Here is an 18,689-nt window from a genome sequence, read left to right on the forward strand (position 1 = left end):
CGACGCCAACACCAGGCCCGGACCAGCCACTACAAGAGACGAGGCCACAGCCCAAGAGCTGAAGCCTCGTCACGCTAAGCACCGTTGCAGTACTAACCGGCGTCCGCCAGGTGCCGGGCCTCCCGTTCGGAGGCGACCGCCGGGGGCGAACCGGGCAGCGGACGGCCGGCGCTCTCGGGCATCAGGAGCACCGCGACGACACCGACCGCCGCCGCGGCCATCAGGTAGTAGGCAGGCACCATCCGGTCACCGGTGGCGCCGATCAGATAGGTGACGGCCAGCGGCGTGGTGCCGCCGAACAGGGACACCGAGACGTTGAAGCCGACCGACATCGCCCGGTAGCGGATGTGGGTGGGGAACAGCGCCGGCAGCGAGGCCGGCATGGTGGCGGTGAAACAGGCCAGCAGCAGGCACAGCCCGCCCACGCCCAGCAGCACCGCCGGGTAGGCGCCCCGGCGGATCAGCAGCAGCGCGGGCACCGACAGGACCAGGAACCCCAGGCAGCCCGCCATCAGCACCGGACGCCGCCCGATCCGGTCGGACAGCAGCCCCAGCGGCCCGTTGACGGCCATCATCAGCACCATCGCGGCCACCACCACCAGCAGCCCGTGGGTGGCATCGAAACCCAGCTCGGTACTCAGGTACGTCGGCAGGTAGGACAGCAGCAGGTAGTCGGTCACGTTGTAGGCCAGCACCAGCGCCACACACAGCGCCAGGGCCCGCCGGTGGGTGGTCACCAGTTCCCGCAGCCCGCCCCCCGGACGCGCCGGGGCGCCGGCCCGGTCGGCAGCGCCGTCGCGGTCGCTCAGCTCGCGGAAAGCCGGGGTCTCCTCCAGACGCATCCGCAGATAGAGACCGATCAGGCCGAGCGGACCGGCGACCAGGAACGGCAGACGCCAGCCCCAGGAGAGCAGGCTCCGCTCGTCCAGCAACGCGGTCATCACGGTCACCAGGCCGGCCCCGGCGACATAGCCCACCAGGGTCCCGAACTCCAGCCAGCTGCCCAGGAACCCGCGGCGGCGGTCGGGAGCGTACTCGGCGATGAAGGTGGTCGCGCCACCGTACTCGCCACCGGTGGAGAAGCCCTGCACCATACGGGCGAGCAGCAGCAGGACCGGGGCCCAGATCCCGATCGTGGCATAGGAGGGGATCAGGCCGATGGCGAAGGTACCGGCCGCCATCATGATCATGGTGGCGGCGAGCACCTTCTGCCGCCCGAGCCGGTCGCCGAGCGGCCCGAACACCAGGCCACCCAGCGGCCGGACCAGGAAGGCCGCCGCGAACGTCGCGAAGGCGGCCAGCAGTTGCGCGGTGCCGTCGGCGGCCGGGAAGAAGACCTTGCCCAGGGTGACCGCCAGATAACTGTAGACGCCGAAGTCGAACCACTCCATGGCGTTGCCCAGGGCCGCGGCGGTGACCGCGCGACGCAACATACCCGGCTCGACGACGGTGACCCGGCCGGGTACAGGCGACCCGCCACCGGGCCCGGGAGCGGACGCGGCGGCGGGCCCGGGAGCGGGCCCGGGAGCGGGCGGGCCGGGTGCGGGGGTGGGCGGGGTGGCGGTCGGTGACGATGGGCGCAAGGGTCCGCTTCTTCTGCCGGGGACGGTGGACCGTCCCCGCCTGACCGCTCACGCCGGGCCCAAACGCCCTGGCCGGGGCGGTGAGAGATCACTCACACCCGGCCGGGCCGGGGCGGGGGACGTCACCGAGGCGGGGCCGGGGGTGCCGGGCGGGCGCCGCCGCACGCTGCGCCCCGGTGTGCCGTCCGGCCCGGTCACCTGCTCGACCAGGTCGGCGCGCGGGCGCCGCCGCCGGACTCGGGGCTGCCCACGCCGGCCGCTGGCGGCGGGATGGTCCAGGCGTTGTCGGGTTCCGGGCGCGCGATGGTGGTGGGGCCGGGCCAGTGGTCCGACGGGCGCACGGGCGGCTTCCAGAAGCCTGTGGACCGTCCGAGCCCGCTGCTGGACGGTGTCTGCGCGAAGGTCATGGCCCACGAGAACCGGGGCCGAGCCCGCGCGATACGGTCGCCCCATGACAACGGGAGCATGGGACATCGTGCTGCTCGGCGGAGCGTCGGGCATCGGCAAGAGCCGGGCAGCAGCCCGGCTCGCCAGGGAATCGGGGGCGTTCGTGGTCGAGTTCGACGACGTGGTCAGCGCCATACAGGAGATCACCACCGCCGGACAGCACCCGGACCTGCACCACTTCAACACCCTGCCGGACAGTGCCGAACTCCCCGCCACCCAGGTGCTGGACCTCCAGATCGCCACCGCCCGGGCGCTGGAACCCGCCGTGCTGGGAGTCGTACGCAACCGGCTGACCGTGAACGTACCCGCCGTCATCGAGGGCGACTACCTCACCCCGGCCGCCGCCGCACGGGCCATGCACGAAGGCACAGCAGCCGGCCGACGGGTACAGGCAGTGTTCCTTCACGAGGCCGACGCCGGACAGATCGCCGCCAACTACGCCGAGCGGGAGCCGGAGTACGGCGTCCAGGCGCACCGCGCCGAGGTCAGCGCCCGCTTCTCGCACTGGCTCGGCGACCAAGCCCGCCAACACACCCTGCCCGTGGTCGACTGCCGCCCCTGGGACAGCCTGCCCGCCCGTCTCCACGCCGCCCTGCACGCCGCCGGGTAGGACCGGGGCCCGGGGCGGCACCCAAAGAACGGGGCCCGGGGCGGCGAACGTTCGCTGGTGCGGGGACATCACGTACCTGCCGGTCGGTGGGTCGTGGATGTACCTGGCGACGGTGATCGACATGCACTCGCGGGAGGGTCGTGGGCTGGTCGCTCGCGGAACACATGCGCGCCGGCTGCGGCCCGTTGGCGCCGTCCAGGCCGCCGTCGACGCCCGGGGCGGCGACATGCGCGGGGTGGTGTTTCACCCGGACCACGGCGCCCGGGGCAGATTCAATCGGTCGTCGCAACACCTCGTCCTCGGAGGTGTTGATGGGCAGGCCAGCAGGGTGGATGGCGGCGTTGACCGGGCGGTCGCCGATGAAATCCCCGGGTGCGCCAGCGCTTCGGCGGGAAGTGGAACGCCAGTTCTGGCGGGAGATCGCGAAGGGGGTGCTGGCTGAGGAGGCGGCAGCCGCGGTCGGCGTATCCCAGGCAGCGGGTTGCAGGTGGTTTCGGCACGGTGGCGGCATGCCACCGATGGATCTTGCCCCACAGTCCGGCCGGTACCTGTCCTTCCACGAGCGTGAAGAGATCGCGATCCTCAAAGCGCAGGGCATCGGAGTCCGGGAGACCGCGCGACGCCTCGGCCGCGATCCATCGACCGTGTCCCGAGAGCTACGGCGTAACGCCGCGCCCCGTGGCGGCCGAATGGACTATCGGGCTTCGGTCGCGCAGTGGAAGGCCGACCTCGTGGCTCAGCGCCCGAAGACGGCAAAGCTGGCCGCGAACGACCGGCTGAGGGACTACGTGCAGGACAGACTTTCAGGCCAGGTCAGCCGCCCGGACGGGACGGCACTGGGGCCAGAGGCCGCGCCGTGGAACGGGAGGAACAAGCCGCACCGCGGCGACCGCCGGTGGGCCACGGCGTGGAGTCCGGAGCAGATCGCGAACCGGCTGAAGGTCGACTTCCCCGATGATGATTCCATGCGGATCAGCCACGAGGCGATCTACCAGGCCCTGTTCATCGAAGGCAGGGGAGCGCTCAAGCGCGAGCTTGTCACCTGCCTGCGCACCGGCAGGGCCCCGCGGGTGCCCCGGGCCCGATCCAAGCGGCAGGCGTGGGCCCACATCACGCCTGAGGTATTGATCAGCTAACGGCCGGCCGAAGCCGACGACCGCGCTGTGCCCGGACATTGGGAGGGCGACCTGCTGATCGGACTCGAGCGATCGGCGATCGGCACGCTGGTCGAGCGCACGACCCGATTCACGGTGCTCGTCTACCTGCCCCGCCAGGACGGCTACGGCGTCGTCCCCCGCACCAAGAACGGGCCGCCGCTGGCTGGCTACGGCGCCGTGACGATGAAGGATGCACTTGCGACGACGATCGGCACCCTGCCCGAGCAGCTATGGCGGTCACTGACCTGGGACCGCGGCAAGGAGTTGTCGGCACACGCCCGGTTCACGATCGAGACCGGCGTCCCGGTCTATTTCGCCGACCCGCACAGCCCCTGGCAGCGCGGTACCAACGAGAACACGAACGGCCTGCTGCGGCAGTACTTCCCGAAGGGCACAGACCTGTCCCGCTGGACCGCGGAGGATATCGAGGCGGTCGCTGCCACGCTCAACAGCCGGCCTCGCAAGACCCTCGCTTGGAAGACACCCGCCGAAGCCCTCAACGACCACCTACTATCGACCCAACAAGCCAGTGTTGCGTCCACTGGTTGAACCTGGCCAATATACGTCGGGTGCGTTCGCCGGGGTCTGCCGGACGCACGGGATACGGCGCTCGATGGGCCGGGTCGGCTCCAGCTACGACAACGCGCTGGCGGAGTCATTCCTCGCCGCGTTGAAGCGTGAACTGCTCTACGGTTCACGCCGGCTGACCCGGGCGCAGGCCCGCATCGCGGTCTTCGCCTGGCCGGCCTGGTACAACCGCAAGCGGCGGCACTCCGCCCTCGGCTACCGCAGCCCCATCGACTACGAGCAGCAGCACGCCACGAGCGTCATTAACCTGGACTTGGTTCTATAACAGGCGAGTGTCTACGAAATAGGGCAAAGCCTACACTGTGTCCGTCTCCCCTCTCAGGACACTGGGCCCAGCACGCACAATGTTCCCTTGGGCGCGGTGAATTTCTCCCGCACTTCCCACTTTCCGTCCTTTTCTGCGTCTACGTCCAGGGAGGTACTGCCGGAAGCGAGCAGTGTGGCTTCGGGGTTGGTGAAGTCAACCGCGATCTTGTAATTCGCCGCCTTCTTGTCCGGGTTGGCCGCCAGACCCTCCGCGTGCCACCCGTCCGGGGTCGCCTCGCACTTGATGATGGAGACCTGCTTGCGCTTGTCCAAGTCGTTGGGGAGCGAGGGGGGAGCGGTGTGGGGCAAGCTCGCCGCCGGTCTGGATGCCCTCGCCCTGGCGCGGCCGTGCATCTCCGCGCTGTGCCGGGCGCGTCGCCGGGTGGGGACCAAACCGTTCAAGGCGCTTTTCGAGACGCTGGCCGGGCCCGTCGCCTGGCCGCACACCCCCGGCGCGTTCCTGGGAGACCAGGCGTGCGGGGCCGGGCGGGCGCGACGCGGCGGTTCCCGTGCGAGCGCTCCGGAGCGCCACTGACCGAAGCGTCTTCGAGCGCTCGAACGCCGTTCCCCGCCGGGTGCGTTGCGCCCGTCGGCCGCGCGTCATGGTGACATGGCAGCGGCCATGAAGAACCCGTCCCCGTCTGGTCGGCCCGATCCGTCGGGCCCCGCTCTCGGACGAACTGGTCCGATCCGCCCGGTGTCTCAGATGATCTCGCGGTCCAGCGTGGAGTCGCGGACCATGCGCGCATTGGACAGCCTGCCTCTCCAGAGCTCGCGCTCACCTGTGAACGTGAATCCGTGGCGCTCGTAGAAGCGGACCGCCCTTTCGTTGTAATCAGTCACCCAGAGGCGTATCCGCACGTCCCCCGCCCATGCGAGGAACTCGCCCATCAGCCTTTGTCCGATGCCCTGGCCCTGGGCTTCGTCGAGCAGGTACATCGGTCCGAGGGTGACCGTCCCGTCCCGGCGGCCGCAAAGGAACCCGACGATCTCCGCCTCGGAGCGGACGACACGGCAGAAGAGCAGGTCCGGCTGCCGCTCGGCCTCCTCAATGAACTCCCGCCACTGGGCGATGCCCTCCGCCGTGGCAGAGGACCCGCGGTGCTCGCGGATCCACGTCTCGTCGATCCCCGCCGCTTCGTTGGGGTACGTCTCGAGCCAAGCCCTCAGCTGCATCCGGCCCACAGCTGCGGCATCGGCGGCGCAGGGGGCTTCGATCCGACGGGTCATGAGGACATTCTTGACGATGCACCTGATGTGTCTCGCATGATTTTCTTCCGTCACATGCACTGCACCGGCTGATCCACGTAAGCGCGTACCGGCAGGTGGTCCTGCCGTCGGCCGAACACCGCGTTCCACGCCCGGGATGCCGGCCCGTCGCGAGGGGGTCGCACGGGAGATCCGGTTCAGGGGTGTTCAGTCGATCCCGGCCGAGGAGCAGCGGGAGCGAGGCAGGCGTGTGGGCGGTTGGACGGGCAGTTCGACCCAGAGCGCTTTTTGACTCCCGATCTCCCTGTTACCAGGTGGCGCCGCCGGCTGGCGGGTGGTGGCGTGGAGGCGGTTGAAGAGGTTGGTCAGGCTGATCCACAGGACCAGGCTCGCGAGCTGCTTCTCGTCGAAGTGGGCGGCGGCGTTCCAGGCGTCGTCGGGCACCACGGCCCGGTCGGCGAGGCGGGTGACGTGTTCGGCGAGTTCGAGCGCCGCGCGTTCGGCGTCGGTGAGGTACGGCACCTCGCGCCAGGCGGCGACCGCGTGCAGCCGCTCGTCGCTCTCGCCGTTTTTCCCGGTGCCGGCGATCCCGCCGATGACGCGGTAGCTGCAGCCGTTGATCCGGCCGGCCCGCGGGTGGACCAGTTCCAGGGTGGTCTGCGGAACGCCGCCGGTGCGGGCGGCCTTGGCCACGGCGAGGATCGCGGGCATCGCCCCGGGGACGAGGCGGGGTCGGGCATCCGGGCGTCGTTCATGGTGTCCGTCTCCTTCGGGTCCGTGGCTGTCACCGCTTCGACGGAGCGCGGCACGCGAGTGTGACGGGGCGGGGCGGGAGACTTCTCCGGTGGCGACTCCCGGCGGCGCGGGGGCCGGGTCGGCCGTCCGCGCCTCGCGCCGCCGGCGCGGTGCCGGGGTCCGCGGGCGGGTGATCCACTCCCCGCGGACCTCCCACTCGCAGCCGCCGGGCGCTCTCGGCCACACCGTCCTGGCGCCCTGCTCCATGACGACGCCGGACAGGCTGAAACGGCGGGCAAGAGCACCATCGGGACCACGAGCAGCCCACAGCAGCCGGCCCCGGCCGATCCAGCCCGGAGATCATTCACCGGACGACCCGTAGCCTGGGGCGATGCGGTTGGAAACTGCGCACGACCTCGCGGACAGGCTCCTGTCGGAATTTCCTCCTCGGTGGGAACACTCTCAACCGGTCTTCGCCCGGGCCAAGTTGCCGGCCCCGGATCCGGGCGGTCGAGGTGTGCCTCTGATGGTGAGCGCGATCCTGCACGACGTGGGGTATGTGCCCTCTGCGGTTGATACCGGTCGGCACATGATCGATGGTGCTCGCTGTCTCGCCCGGCCGGGGTGGCCCCCGCTGGCCTGCCCGTTCGTGGCCCACCACGCGTCCTCCGAGCGGAAGGCGGCCGAGCTGGGGCTGTCACATGACCTGGCGGCGTTCCAGCGGCCTGCGTCCGACCTGTTGGACGCCATCACGTTCTGCGATCTCACGAGTGGGCCCGACGGCGCCCCGGTGGACGCCACCGAGCGGGCTCGACGAGGTCCTGCGCCGATACGCCCCGGATCACGTGGGGGCGACGACGGGGCACGGCAGGAACGCACCGCGGGCCCGGGGGCCTTCGAGGAGTCCCGCGAGAGCGCGACCGTGACCCAACCGTTGGGTGCTGGTCATGGGTTGACGGTCTGTCATTTGAGAGGGTCTTGAGTGGCCGGGGTAAGCAGTGGCCGGTGTTGTGACGGTTGATCGGCGGGTCGGCCGCCGGAAGGGAACTGCACGATGGAACTGTCGCGTGTGATCGCGCTCGTGGCCGCCACGGTGACGACCGGGCTGACGGCCGGGTTGTTCTACGCCTACGCGTGTTCGGTGATGCCGGCGCTGCGGGAGGCGGAGGACCGGACGTTCATCGAGGTGATGCAACGGGTGAACGTGGCGATCCTCAACGGCTGGTTCATGCTGGGGTTCGTGGGGGCGCTGCTGTGCACGGGGGCGGCGGTGGCGCTGCACGTACCGGCCGACGGGCGGCACGTGCTGCCGGCGGTGGTGGCGGCGCTGGTGTTCTACGTGGCGGCGCTGGGGGTGACCCGGCGGATCAACATCCCGCTGAACGACGCGCTGGCCGCGGCGGGGACACCGGCGCGGATCGGGGACCCGGCGGCGGTGCGCGGGCGGTTCGAGGCGCGGTGGGTGCGGTGGAACGTGGCACGGGCGCTGCTGTGCACGGCGGCACTGGGGTGCCTGTGCTGGGCGCTGGTCCTCCACGGCGGCGCGGGCGCCTGAGCGGACGGAGGCAGGGCGCGGGGCGGCGAGCACCTGCCCGGGGGGCGTGGGCAGGTGTCCCGGCGGCTCGGGCCGGGGAACGCGGGCGAGCACCCGCAGGCCGTCTCCGTCCGCCGGGCGACCGCCGGGGCGGAGGAAGCCGCCCGGCCCGGCCAGGAGGAGCCGGACCAGTGCGCGGCCGCCGGGCCGCAGCCGCACGAGCAGCCGGCCGTCGCGCAGCACGCCGGGCTCCGGGCTCCGGGCTCCGGGCTCCGGGCCCCCGGACCGCCGGCCCGGCTCGTCCGCGGCTGCCGTCACAGGCTCAGCAGCAGGTCCCGGACCGCCGCGGGCCGGGACAGGAACGGGTGGTGGCCGGCGTCCAGCTCGACGACGCCGCCGGCCCGGCGGGCGAACTCGCGCTGCAGCCGCGGCGCGGTGCCCCGGTCCTGAGCGCAGACGAGGTACGTCGAGGGCACCTGCCGCCATGCGGCCGCCCCGACCGGCTGCCCGGTCACCTTCACGCTCTGCCGGGCGAGGTGGTCCGCCGCCTGCGCCTGGACCTCGGCGTCACAGTCCTGCAGGAACGTGTCCACGAGCAGTTCGGGGCGGACCCCGAACGTGCCGGCGCCGGGGTCGACGTCGAGGAACGGGGCGGGGCCGCCGTCCCCGAACTCCGACAGGCTCTGCCCGACCTCGGGCAGATAACCGGAGACCAGCAGCAGGTGGCGCACCGACCCGATTCCCGCAGCGGCTTCCGCGGTGACCACACAGCCGTAGCTGTGGGCGACCACGACGGTCGGCTCGTCGCCGGCCCGCAGCACCCGCCGCACCGCGGCAACGTCCTCGGGCAGCCCCGGACCGTCGACGCCGCCGGGCAGGCCCGCCTCACCGCAGCTCGGTAGCGCCGGGGCCACACTCGGCACCCCCCGCTCCCGCAGCAGCCCGGCGGTACGGTGCCACCACCACGACCCGTCCCGCACGCACGCCCCGTGCACGAACACGACTCTCATCGCCACCTCCACGCCGACCCCGGCCTGCCACCCATGCTCGCCGAACCCGCGCCGGCCCGCACGGACGAGACAGGCGCCGGCACCGTCAACCGGGAACCGGGATCCGGGCTCCGGGCTCCCCGGACCACCGATTGGTCCAGACCTATTGACGGTTCGTCAGGGTGCTCCTACGATTCCCTGCGACCGCGGAACGCGCCCCGGACACCCCACACCTGTCAGGGCCGCGACACCCCGCGGTCGGGCTTCCCGCCGAACACCCCCACGTCACTCGCCATGGCCTCCCCCACGCCGGCCCGCCCCGGGCCCGCCAGGCCATGGCCGGAAGGGAGCACACCGTCATGACCACACGGACCGCACGACTGCTGGGCGCCGCCCTGGCACTGGCCCTCGCCTCGGCCGCGCCCGCCGCCACCGCCGCCCCCACCTCACCCGCCCCCGCCCGGGCGGGGACACAGGCCGCCGCAGGCGCCACCTGCGCGCTGCAGAGCCGGCCCACGGGCAAGGTGCTGCAGGGCTACTGGGAGAACTGGGACGGCGCCGCCAACGGCGTCCACCCGCCGATGGGCTGGATCCCGCTGACCGACGCCCGCATCCCCGCGCACGGCTACAACGTCGTCACCACCGCGTTCCCGGTGATCCTCTCCGACGGCACCGCGCTGTGGCAGGACGGCATGGACACCGGCGTCAAGGTTCCCACCCCCACCGAGGTGTGCCAGGCCAAGGCCAACGGCCTGACCGTGCTGATGTCCATCGGCGGGGCCGCAGCCGGCATCGACCTGAGCTCCACCGCCGTCGCCGACCGGTTCGTGGCCACCATCGTGCCGATCCTCAAAGCCGGCAACTTCGACGGCATCGACATCGACCTCGAGACCGGCCTCGTCGGCAGCGGCAGCATCACCGCCCTCTCCCCCTCCCAGTCCAACCTGATCCGCATCATCGACGGCATCCTCGCCGCGATGCCCGCCGGCTTCGGCCTGACCATGGCCCCCGAAACCGCCTACGTCACCGGCGCCAGCATCGTCTACGGCTCCATTTGGGGCGCCTACCTGCCCGTCATCAAGAAATACGCCGACAACGGCCGCCTGTGGTGGCTGAACATGCAGTACTACAACGGCAGCATGTACGGCTGCGCGGGCGACTCCTACTCCGCCGGCACCGTCCAGGGCTTCACCCAGCAGACCGACTGCCTCGACAAGGGCCTCACCGTCCAGGGCACCACCGTCCGTGTCCCCTACGACAAGCAGGTCCCCGGCCTGCCCGCCCAGCCCGGCGCCGGTGGCGGCTACATGAACACCAGCCAGGTCGCCCAGGCCTGGAACACCTACGGCACCACCACCACCAACCGCCTCAAAGGCCTGATGACCTGGTCCCTGAACTGGGACGGCTCAAAGAACTGGACCTTCGGCAACAACGTCAAAACCCTCCAGGGCCGCTGACATCACCACCCGCATCACCCGCGTCACCCGCACTGCCCGCACCCCCCGGCGCCACCGGCACCGGGGGGTTGCGGCGCAGCGGGGCGAGCTCCCGGGCCAGGGCCCGCACGTCCAGCGCGATACGCCGGGCGATCTCACGCCCTCCCGTACCCGCGGGCAGACGGCGGCTCCAGGAACGGGCACGCGCGGCACCGTCGTGAGCCATGTGGAAGTCCAGCCGCAGCGCTCCGCCCACCTCGACGAGACCGATCAGGAAATGCGTGTCGGACAGATCGATGACGACCTCGTCACCGATACACGAACAGCCGACGAGATCACCGATCTCCTCCTGCGCCAGATACCCGGCGAGCTGAACGGCCTTCCCCTCGACACGAAACGGTCGCAGTGCGGGACTCATACGGTCGCCGCCCTTCCCCTGGTCGCCACTGAACACCTACCCCAACCCCAGGCCACCCGGCACCGGCGAGGGAAATCGGCGCACGGGGGAACCCACCGCAATTCTAGAACCACCCCCCGCCATCAAGTCCCCCCGCCACAACGTGACTTGGCCAACACCACCCACGGGGACACACCGGACACACACCCCACGAACCACCCCCGCCCCACACCCCCACCGGACGGAACCAGCACCCACCGGACGACACCCCGCAACCGGAAGACACGTACCACCGCGGACACGCCACGGGCCGGCCGGCTCCCCCGGTCAAACCGCCGGGACGTGCACGGGAGGCGCCGCGGACAACAGGACGTGACAGGGCCTCACAGGCCCACGGGGGCGGCCTGTCCGGCGGCGCCGTACGGGCCCCTCAAACCATCCGTCACGGGCTCGCCGGCTGCGGCTGCGGCCGGCAGAGGTAGAACAGCTCGGGGTCGCCCTCATCGAGACCGTGGAGAAAACCGACCTGGCTCCATCCGGCTCGCCAAAGAAGCCGCCGCATCGGCCGGTTGGAGACGTTCGTCGAGGTGAACAGCTTCGGGGTCGTACACGAGTCGGCGACCGCCTCCAGCAACCGGTGACCGACACCCCTGCCACGTGCTGGCGGCGCCACCATCAGCATCGTGACGAAACCCTGCTCGAAGAACGTGTACTCAAGCACGCAGTACCCCAGCAGACCGGACACGTCCTCCGCCACGACCACCAGGCCCTGCCGGCACCACCGCCGGATACTCGCCCGCCGCCCGACGTCACCCCCGGCCGCGACCACATCGATCCCGGCCAGCGCCTCCGACTCCGACCCGCACGCACGACGCACAACAAACCCGCCCGGGCCGACCCCATCCACGGCCCCATGCCACCCAGCCCACACCCGGACCCCGCCCATCGACCAGACCGTCCGTCAGGACCGGGAAAACCCTGTTCAAGCAGGCGCCGGGCCGGAGCCTCGGGCGACTGCGCGCAGTTGCCCGAGGCTCCGCCGATGCAATGGACTGACGGCACGCGAGTCGGTGCGGTCGTCGGCCGGGAACTGCGGGAAGGCCGCCCTGTTCAGTGGGCGTTGTGTCGTTACAGGCGGAAGGGGTTCGCTCCTGAGCCCGCCAGCAGGTACCAGGCGGTGGCGCCGGTGTGGCGTGAGGCGTAGTAGAGGTCGCCCTGGCCGGTTTCGAGTCCGTCGCTGGAGGCGGCGACGATGGCGTGCCCGTCGTTGTTGGGAGCTGAGGTCTGAGCGTCTTCCAGGGTCTTCTGGAGGATCGCGGCCTTGTCGCCGTCGCCGGGAGCGCTGCGGGCGTGGTAGGCGGCCAGAAGGTGGGCGGTGCCTTCGAACCAGACCTTGGAGCTGTAGAGCTGCACCAGGTCGGGGCGGTAGGAGTTGGGGTTGGCGAAGCCGATCCCGGTGAAGATCCCGTCGGTCGCCTTGATGTTCTGCGCTGCCCAGTCCACCGAGCGGGAGAAGTCCGGGCTGAGGGTTGCCAGGTAGCTCCAGATCTGCACGTCGGCCGGGATGGTGTCCTGGTTGATGCTGGCGCCGTCATTGCCGGTGCCGGTCCACAGGCGGCCGTCGTCGGCCTGCATGCTCTTCACGAAGGCGAAGGCGGTGTTCGACCCGTCGCGCCATTTCTGGACGCCGGTGATATCCGCGAGCATGCCGAAGAGCGCGCCGACGTCGATGTTGTGCTCGGTGGCCTTCCAGGTCTTCTTGACCATTGCGGTGCCGTTCTCCGAGGTATCGGCGTAGCCGCCGGTGTAGCCCGGGATGCCGCCGCCGTCGTAGGCGTTGGCCTGGATCCACTCGGCCGCCTTGAGCGCGCCGTCGAGGTACTTGTTGTCTCCCGTCGCCCGGTACAGGTGGCAGAACGCCATTCCCGCCCACGCCATGTTCCCGGTGTACACCGACCAGCCGCCGATGTAGGGGGTTCCGACGGGGTAGTCCCGGCCGAGGGTCGTGATGAACGGGTCGGGCAGATAGGAGGCGCGGATCCTGCCGTCGGTCCTGGTCATGACTTCGTTGGCGGTGGCGGGGTCGTGCTGCTGGGCGTAGAGCAGGCTGTCGCCGAGTCGGATCGCGCGTTCGGGGTCACGGCGGGACCCCTGGAGCAGCGCGGCGATGACGACCGCGTTGTCGTAGGTGAAGGAGGTCTGGTAGCCGTCGGGAAAGTCGCCGGTGTCGTCGAAGTGGCCGCCGGTGTAGCTTCGCGGCACTCCCAGGGGACGGGCGCTGTCGACGTGGGCGTCCAGGACCCCTTGGAGGTAGGAGTAGGCGGCGTTCAGCGAACCGCCGGGTGCGTCGGCGACGGGTTTGTTCGAAACGACCTCGTTCGGGGTGCCGCCGTAGCCCGGGGTGTCGCCCTGGTAGGTGTACTGGTTGAGTGCTTGAACGGCACTCAGCGGGTTGCCCAGCTCGTACATGTCCACGGCGAGGTAGTTCGGCTTCTTGCGTGCGGCCGGGGTGCAGAACCGTTCGGCGCGGTTGAGGACCTTTTCGTTGTCGGCTTTCGCCGCCGTGTCGAACAGTGGGGCGTCACGGAAGTGATTCATGACGAACAGGCGCCGGAACCCCTTCTCTTCTTTCGCGAGGGGGATCTCGTTCCACCGGGACTTGCAGGTCCAGTCCGAGTTCCCGACGGGGCCGCCTATGGTCCAGTAGTTCTCGACGGTCCAGTCCTTCTGGAACATGAAGCCGACGTTCCGGCTCGGGTCGTCAGGGAAGAGGTCCGTCTTGTCGTCGCGGTCGGAGAAGAGGATCAGGCGTTTCCCGCTCGACCGCAGCGCCGACAGCGTGGGCCAGCCCTTGGCCCTCACCTCGAATCCGGGCTTGCCGTCCGTCGGGTTGTCGTCGAGCGGGTCGAACACCAGGCCGTCGAGTTGGCCGCCGGCCCCCAGTTGGCCGCCGACCTCGGCACGCATCTGCTCGGCGGTGGTGTAGTCCTCGACGAAGGCGGTGACGATCTCGTTCTCGTTGCCCGGGGCCTTGAGGAAGTTGGCGATGTCGGTGAGGACGTAGGACATCGGTTTGCCGCCGTCGTCACCCATACAGGTTTCGTGGCACATCCGGACTTTGCCGTTGTTGTAGTGGGCGTCGAGCATCAGAGCCCGTACTCCGCCCTGGAGCTGGTTCGCGATGGACTGGTTCTGATTGGCCACGAACCAGGCGTGGCCGTTGGTGTCAGGAGTGTTGTTGAAGGAATTGTGCGTGGTCAGGAAGGTCATCTGATCGAGTGTCCGGTCGCCGTCGGCCGGCATGGCGCCGTGCGGGAACGCGACCGGAGTGACGTACCACTGCTGGCGGTCGCCGCTGACCGTGATGGGCGAGAAGGTGACCTCGCCGGACAGGTCCAGCGGCGTCTCCAGGGTCTCCTGGGGGTGTTGCGCCGGATGGATGCGGTAGCGCTCACCCTTCACCCGGTCGAAGATCCAGTCGGTGCTCGGGTCGGCGCAGTTCTGCTGGAACGCCAGGCGCGCGTTGCCTGCGGTGTCGGAACTACGGCTCATGCAGCCGTCCTTGGTGAGGCTTCGCACCTTGTAGGTGCCGGCGCCGGACTGTTCCAGCTTCCACTGCTGGTTGTCCTCGTCACCCTTGGGCGGCGTCGCGCGGAAGAGGATCTCGGTACCGGAGATCTGGAAGCCACTGCCTCCGGCGAGGCCCTGGCTGCCTCCGTCGCCCTGCCCGTCTCCGATGCTCTGGAACACCACCGGTTGTCCGAGCGGAGGCGTCAGCACTTCTGCCGAGGCCGGGGCCGGGGACAGACCGGTGACCGATGCCCCCGCGAGCAGGACGGCCGACACGGGCCACGCCGCCCGTCGTTGAATAAATCGCCTCATGGAGAGCCTTTGTGTGATGGCGGTGTGCACATGCGTGTGCGCGGCCAGCAGATCATGAATGCCCCTGCCCGGACCAGGCTGTACTGCCGACAGAAGTGGCCGGTGGCACAGTTCTTCCGGCCGGCATCGACTCTTCCGGCGGGCATCGGCTACCGCGGGTGATCACCGCGCGGACGATCCCGACCCGGCGGGTCGCCGACCTGGTCAGAGAGTCGATCGGCTTGGCCGGACTCCAGGTCGAGAACGGCAGGCCGCGCTCGGCCGCGAGCGCCGCCCCGGTGTCCGGGGCGGGAGAGCGGAGCACACCGTACCCCCGTTGACAAGGCCTCTGCCAGAACGTCCGATTATCGATCGTGCCGGGAAGAGGAATTGACCGTCCATCAGTTGACGGAGAAGGCGGGCCCGGCCCGCGCAGATTCGATCTCGATCAGCCGAAGAACGACCAGGAGACAACCGTGCGCATACTCTTCACCGGCCCGGCCGCGCCCAGCCACCTGTTCCCGATGGTGCCGACCGCACAGGCCCTGCGGGCCGCCGGGCACGAGATCCTGTTCGCCAGCCCGAAGCCCATGGATCAGCTCCGGGCGGCCGGCTTCCCGATCGTCGAGATCGGCGACGGCCGACCGCTCCGGGAGGCGTTCGAGGTCGTCGCCGGTGAGGATGCGCACTACGCCATGCCGGAGCTGGCTCAGGAGCAGATCCTCGATCTGGCCGCCACCGCCTTCGCCTACGCCTCCCGATCCACCGTGGACGGCCTGCTCTCCACCGCCGACGAGTGGGACGCCGACCTGCTGATCCACGACTCCTGCCTGGCCTCCGCCCAGCTGGTCGCGGCCAAGCTCAAGATCCCGGCGGCGCTGCAGAACTTCGGCTTCACCTCCGGCCTCGACATGGCCGCGCGACTGGCCGGCCACTTCACCGACCTCTACGAGGCACACGGCGTCGCCGCCCCTGCCGAGTCCACCCCGCTGAACATCGTCCCGGCCGCGCTCGGCGGCGACCCGGGCGGCCTGCGGATGCGCTATCTCCCCTACAACGGCGGTGGCGTGGTCCCCGCCGGCCTGCTGCGCCGCGGCGCCCGACCGCGGGTCGCCGTCACCCTGGGTACCGTGGTCGCCGAGATGGACGGCCTGCACGCCATCGCCCGCCTGATCGAAGCCGCCGCCTCGGTCGACGCCGAGTTCCTGCTCGCCGTCGGCGACGCCGACCTCACCCTCCTCGGCACACTCCCGGCCAATGTCCGCCCGCTGCCGTGGGTCCCGCTGGCGGAGTTGCTGCGCGTCTGCGACGCGGTGGTCCACCACGGCGGCTCCGGCAGCACGCTCACCGGTCTGCAGGCCGGCGTGCCCCAGCTCCTCCTCCCCCAGGGCGCCGACAACTTCGCCGTCGCCGACATCCTCACCGCCACCGGTGCCGCCCTGCGCTCCGCCTCCGACGACGTCGACACCCCCCTCCTCACCCGCCTCGTCACCGACCCGGGGCTCCGCGACGCCGCCGCCCGCCTCCGGGCCGAGAACGACGCCCTCCCCACCCCCGCCGCCCTCGTCCCCGCCATCGAAGCCCTCGCGACCGCCCCCCACTGACCCGCACAGCCCCGGGGAACGCCAGAGCCGCAGGTCGGACGACCTGCGGCTCTGCCGGATGGGGCAGGCGACGGAAACCGAATCCGACGCACCCCACAAACCCCTTGCCACTATGGCGAATTCACCGGATCCCGCACGACTCCGCCCCCGCGTACCCGAAGCCAAGGTGCGACGCGCCCTTCACCCACTACCCGGCGACGGCCCGGAGCCGGCCCGGGCCCCAGGCCCTCGCCGTCCTGCGGCCCGTGCCCGGCAGTACGCCCGCCTCGGTCAGTACACCGGGAACGACTCCCCGCCCGGACAGAACGGCGCGCCCTCCACCCGCAGCGCCGCGTCCAGCGCGGCCAACGCTCCCGGGCGGCTCTCCCGCACCCGGCCCGTTCCGGCCAGCGACGCCAGGGCCGTTCCACCCAGGTAGGCGGAGCCGAGATCGGCCACCGGCAGCGCCAACTCCGCCTCCCGATCGGTGCGTTCGCACAGCGCCGGCCGACCGGCCCCGGCGCGCAGCAGGTACCGGCCGGTGTTCCAGGGGCAGAAGGCGTCCTCGACCTCGATCACCGTCTCCACGGGCGCCGCGTACGGGCGCGCCGCCAGGGCGCGTGCCACGTCCACCAGGCGTACCCAGAGCCGGTCCACCACCGTGCTGCGCAGGGCCCGTGGGTCGCGCAGGAGATACGGCAGCGCTTCGTCCACCGCGCCCTCGTGGGTGAGCCGGTCGAACAGGTCGACACCGATGAGGTGGCCCCAGAGCCGCGCATACGCCTGCGGGCTCGCCGCGGCGAGCTCCACGACCCGCACCGTGCCGCCGCCGGCGTCACCGTTACCGCTGAACGCCTGGCGCTCGGCGGACTTGAGGCGGTAGAGGGCGTAGCCGGTGGGGGTGCCGTCCGCGTCGTGGTGGACGGCGTGGCGCAGGGCGGTCGCGCCGTCCCGGATCCGGGGCTCGTCGTACAGGCGGACGTCCCAGAGCGGGGTGGTGCGCCGCGGCCAGCCGGTCCGGGTCCGCCGCACCCCGTCGTACACCGCCTCCACCGCCGGGCGGGCGCGGTCGGCGTCCAGCAGCCGCACCCGCCCGGTGCCCGGTGCGCAGGCGTACCGACGGGCCGGCCGGTGGTCAGCGGCGCGTGGCGGTCACCACGGTCGCGTCCAGGTCCTCGCACCAGGAGAGGGCCGCGTCCAGCCCGGCCGCCCCCGCCACCGCGAGGGCCTCCGGCGCCTGCCGCTCGCTGGTCTCGAACAGCAGCGAACCGCCCGGGGCCAGCCACTCCGGGGCCTGCCCCGCCACCCGGCGCAGCACGTCCAGGCCGTCCGCACCGCCGTCCAGCGCGGGGCGCGCCTCGTGCAGGCGGGCCTCCGCCGGCAGCAGTTCGATGTCGGCGGTCGGGACATAGGGCACGTTGGCCAGCAGCACGGTGATCCGGCCCCGCAGGGCCGCCGGCAGTGGCTCGAAGAGATCGCCCTGGAACACCCGGCCCCCGACGGCGGCCAGGTTCCGGCGCGCGCACCGCACGGCGGCCTCGTCGACGTCCGCCGCGTACACCTCGACCGGGAGTCCGACCGCCGTCACCAGAGCCGCTGCCAGTGCGCCGCTGCCGCAGCACAGGTCGACCACCAGCGCGTCCGCGCCCGTCAGCCCGGCCGCGGCGCTCACCAGGAACTCGCTGCGGCGCCGGGGGACGAACACGCCGTCGTCCACGCTGATCCGCAGGCCCCCGAACTCGGCCCAGCCGACGACGTGCTCCAGCGGACGGCCCTGCGCCCTGGACCGGACCATGCCCGCCAGCTGAGCCGGTGTGGTGGCGGCGGCGAGCAGGATGCGCGCCTCGTCCTCGGCGAACACGCACCCCGCCGCCCGCAGCCGGGCGGCGACCGACGAACGCAGCAGCACAGAAGAGAAAACCGACAAGAGAACCCCTCAAAGAAAAGGCGGAACAATCCGCCAGGGCTCCCCACAAGGCCGTCACCGAACCGGCGCGGCGCGCTATGCGCTCGGCGCCACGCCCACACGGCCGTTCCCGGGGAGCACCCGCTCCGACACACCGGTAATGGGTCTCACCTCCCCAAGATCGCGATCACATTCGGCACCGGTCACCCTACCCCACCCGGGCACCGCCCTTCGCCGGGCGGGGGAAGGGGCCCGGGTGGGTCTCCAGCTGCGGTGACCCGCCTCCACCGCGCCCGGCAGACACCGTTCCCCGACGGCGTGCCGGGCGACCTCGACGGCGTCAAACGC

At 71.2% G+C, this 18,689-nt stretch carries 16 protein-coding genes and 2 pseudogenes; 8 read left to right on the top strand and 10 right to left on the bottom strand.

Annotated features, from left to right (window positions below):
• Positions 1-92: 92 nt before the first annotated feature.
• Positions 93-1,583, bottom strand: coding sequence for a glycine betaine/L-proline transporter ProP (gene proP / locus AB0P06_RS28460; protein WP_363612232.1), 1,491 nt, complete (start codon positions 1,581-1,583; stop codon positions 93-95).
• A gap of 451 nt (positions 1,584-2,034) precedes the next feature.
• Between proP and AB0P06_RS28465 the strand changes: the two genes are divergently transcribed.
• The 4 genes and pseudogenes from AB0P06_RS28465 to AB0P06_RS28480 all read left to right on the top strand — a co-directional run bounded on the left by AB0P06_RS28465 (position 2,035) and on the right by AB0P06_RS28480 (position 4,650).
• A complete protein-coding gene (locus AB0P06_RS28465; protein ID WP_363612234.1) occupies positions 2,035-2,640 on the top strand; it encodes an AAA family ATPase in 606 nt (201 codons plus the stop codon).
• Between the two features lie 55 nt (positions 2,641-2,695).
• A pseudogene (locus tag AB0P06_RS28470) lies at positions 2,696-3,082 on the top strand (DDE-type integrase/transposase/recombinase); the annotation flags it as partial.
• Positions 2,973-4,346, top strand: a pseudogene (locus AB0P06_RS28475) (IS30 family transposase). The pseudogenes AB0P06_RS28470 and AB0P06_RS28475, both read left to right, overlap by 110 nt.
• On the top strand, positions 4,327-4,650 hold the full coding sequence (locus AB0P06_RS28480) for an integrase core domain-containing protein (protein WP_363612236.1): 324 nt from the start codon (positions 4,327-4,329) through the stop codon (positions 4,648-4,650). The pseudogene AB0P06_RS28475 and the gene AB0P06_RS28480 overlap by 20 nt, the downstream one beginning before the upstream one ends.
• A gap of 53 nt (positions 4,651-4,703) precedes the next feature.
• On the opposite strand, the gene AB0P06_RS28485 is transcribed toward AB0P06_RS28480, so the two are convergent.
• A complete protein-coding gene (locus tag AB0P06_RS28485; protein WP_363612237.1) occupies positions 4,704-4,964 on the bottom strand; it encodes a hypothetical protein in 261 nt (86 codons plus the stop codon).
• Here AB0P06_RS28485 and AB0P06_RS28490 point away from each other — a divergent pair.
• Positions 4,957-5,226, top strand: coding sequence for a transposase domain-containing protein (locus tag AB0P06_RS28490; RefSeq protein WP_363612239.1), 270 nt, complete (start codon positions 4,957-4,959; stop codon positions 5,224-5,226). The two genes, AB0P06_RS28485 and AB0P06_RS28490, sit on opposite strands and share 8 nt — an antisense overlap.
• 167 nt (positions 5,227-5,393) lie before the next feature.
• Here AB0P06_RS28490 and AB0P06_RS28495 read toward each other — a convergent pair whose 3' ends face one another.
• Both AB0P06_RS28495 and AB0P06_RS28500 read right to left on the bottom strand, forming a co-directional pair.
• Complete coding sequence (locus tag AB0P06_RS28495) at positions 5,394-5,921, bottom strand: GNAT family N-acetyltransferase (protein ID WP_363612241.1); 528 nt, start codon at positions 5,919-5,921, stop codon at positions 5,394-5,396.
• Positions 5,922-6,107: 186 nt separating this feature from the next.
• Complete coding sequence (locus tag AB0P06_RS28500) at positions 6,108-6,611, bottom strand: carboxymuconolactone decarboxylase family protein (protein ID WP_363612243.1); 504 nt, start codon at positions 6,609-6,611, stop codon at positions 6,108-6,110.
• Positions 6,612-7,689: 1,078 nt separating this feature from the next.
• Between AB0P06_RS28500 and AB0P06_RS28505 the strand changes: the two genes are divergently transcribed.
• The gene (locus AB0P06_RS28505; protein WP_363612245.1) at positions 7,690-8,190 is read left to right on the top strand and encodes an anthrone oxygenase family protein; all 501 of its coding nucleotides are present in this window, start codon (positions 7,690-7,692) and stop codon (positions 8,188-8,190) included.
• Positions 8,191-8,483: 293 nt separating this feature from the next.
• On the opposite strand, the gene AB0P06_RS28510 is transcribed toward AB0P06_RS28505, so the two are convergent.
• Entirely contained in the window at positions 8,484-9,179 is a 696-nt protein-coding gene (locus AB0P06_RS28510) for an alpha/beta hydrolase (RefSeq protein WP_363612247.1), read from the bottom strand.
• Between the two features lie 338 nt (positions 9,180-9,517).
• Between AB0P06_RS28510 and AB0P06_RS28515 the strand changes: the two genes are divergently transcribed.
• Entirely contained in the window at positions 9,518-10,615 is a 1,098-nt protein-coding gene (locus AB0P06_RS28515) for a chitinase (protein WP_363612249.1), read from the top strand.
• Here the strand turns inward: AB0P06_RS28515 and AB0P06_RS28520 are convergent.
• The 3 genes from AB0P06_RS28520 to AB0P06_RS28530 form a co-directional block, all read right to left on the bottom strand.
• Positions 10,593-11,012, bottom strand: a complete 420-nt coding sequence (locus tag AB0P06_RS28520; protein ID WP_363612251.1) for a hypothetical protein — start codon at positions 11,010-11,012, stop codon at positions 10,593-10,595. The two genes, AB0P06_RS28515 and AB0P06_RS28520, sit on opposite strands and share 23 nt — an antisense overlap.
• Before the next feature lie 421 nt (positions 11,013-11,433).
• Positions 11,434-11,898, bottom strand: a complete 465-nt coding sequence (locus tag AB0P06_RS28525) for a GNAT family N-acetyltransferase (protein ID WP_363612253.1) — start codon at positions 11,896-11,898, stop codon at positions 11,434-11,436.
• A 221-nt stretch (positions 11,899-12,119) separates the two neighbouring features.
• Positions 12,120-14,741: an RICIN domain-containing protein gene (locus AB0P06_RS28530; protein WP_363612255.1), complete on the bottom strand. Its 2,622-nt coding sequence runs from the start codon at positions 14,739-14,741 to the stop codon at positions 12,120-12,122.
• 587 nt (positions 14,742-15,328) lie between these two features.
• Here AB0P06_RS28530 and AB0P06_RS28535 point away from each other — a divergent pair.
• Positions 15,329-16,456 (top strand): nucleotide disphospho-sugar-binding domain-containing protein, encoded by a 1,128-nt coding sequence (locus AB0P06_RS28535; RefSeq protein WP_363612257.1) that lies wholly within the window; start codon positions 15,329-15,331, stop codon positions 16,454-16,456.
• Positions 16,457-16,726: 270 nt separating this feature from the next.
• Here the strand turns inward: AB0P06_RS28535 and AB0P06_RS28540 are convergent, their stop codons facing one another.
• The gene (locus tag AB0P06_RS28540; RefSeq protein WP_363612259.1) at positions 16,727-17,524 is read right to left on the bottom strand and encodes a sterol carrier protein domain-containing protein; all 798 of its coding nucleotides are present in this window, start codon (positions 17,522-17,524) and stop codon (positions 16,727-16,729) included.
• Between the two features lie 46 nt (positions 17,525-17,570).
• The gene (locus AB0P06_RS28545) at positions 17,571-18,362 is read right to left on the bottom strand and encodes a putative protein N(5)-glutamine methyltransferase (RefSeq protein ID WP_363612261.1); all 792 of its coding nucleotides are present in this window, start codon (positions 18,360-18,362) and stop codon (positions 17,571-17,573) included.
• Positions 18,363-18,689 lie beyond the last annotated feature (327 nt).

It is taken from the genome of Kitasatospora sp. NPDC088351, assembly GCF_040685575.1.
GTDB lineage: Bacteria > Actinomycetota > Actinomycetes > Streptomycetales > Streptomycetaceae > Kitasatospora.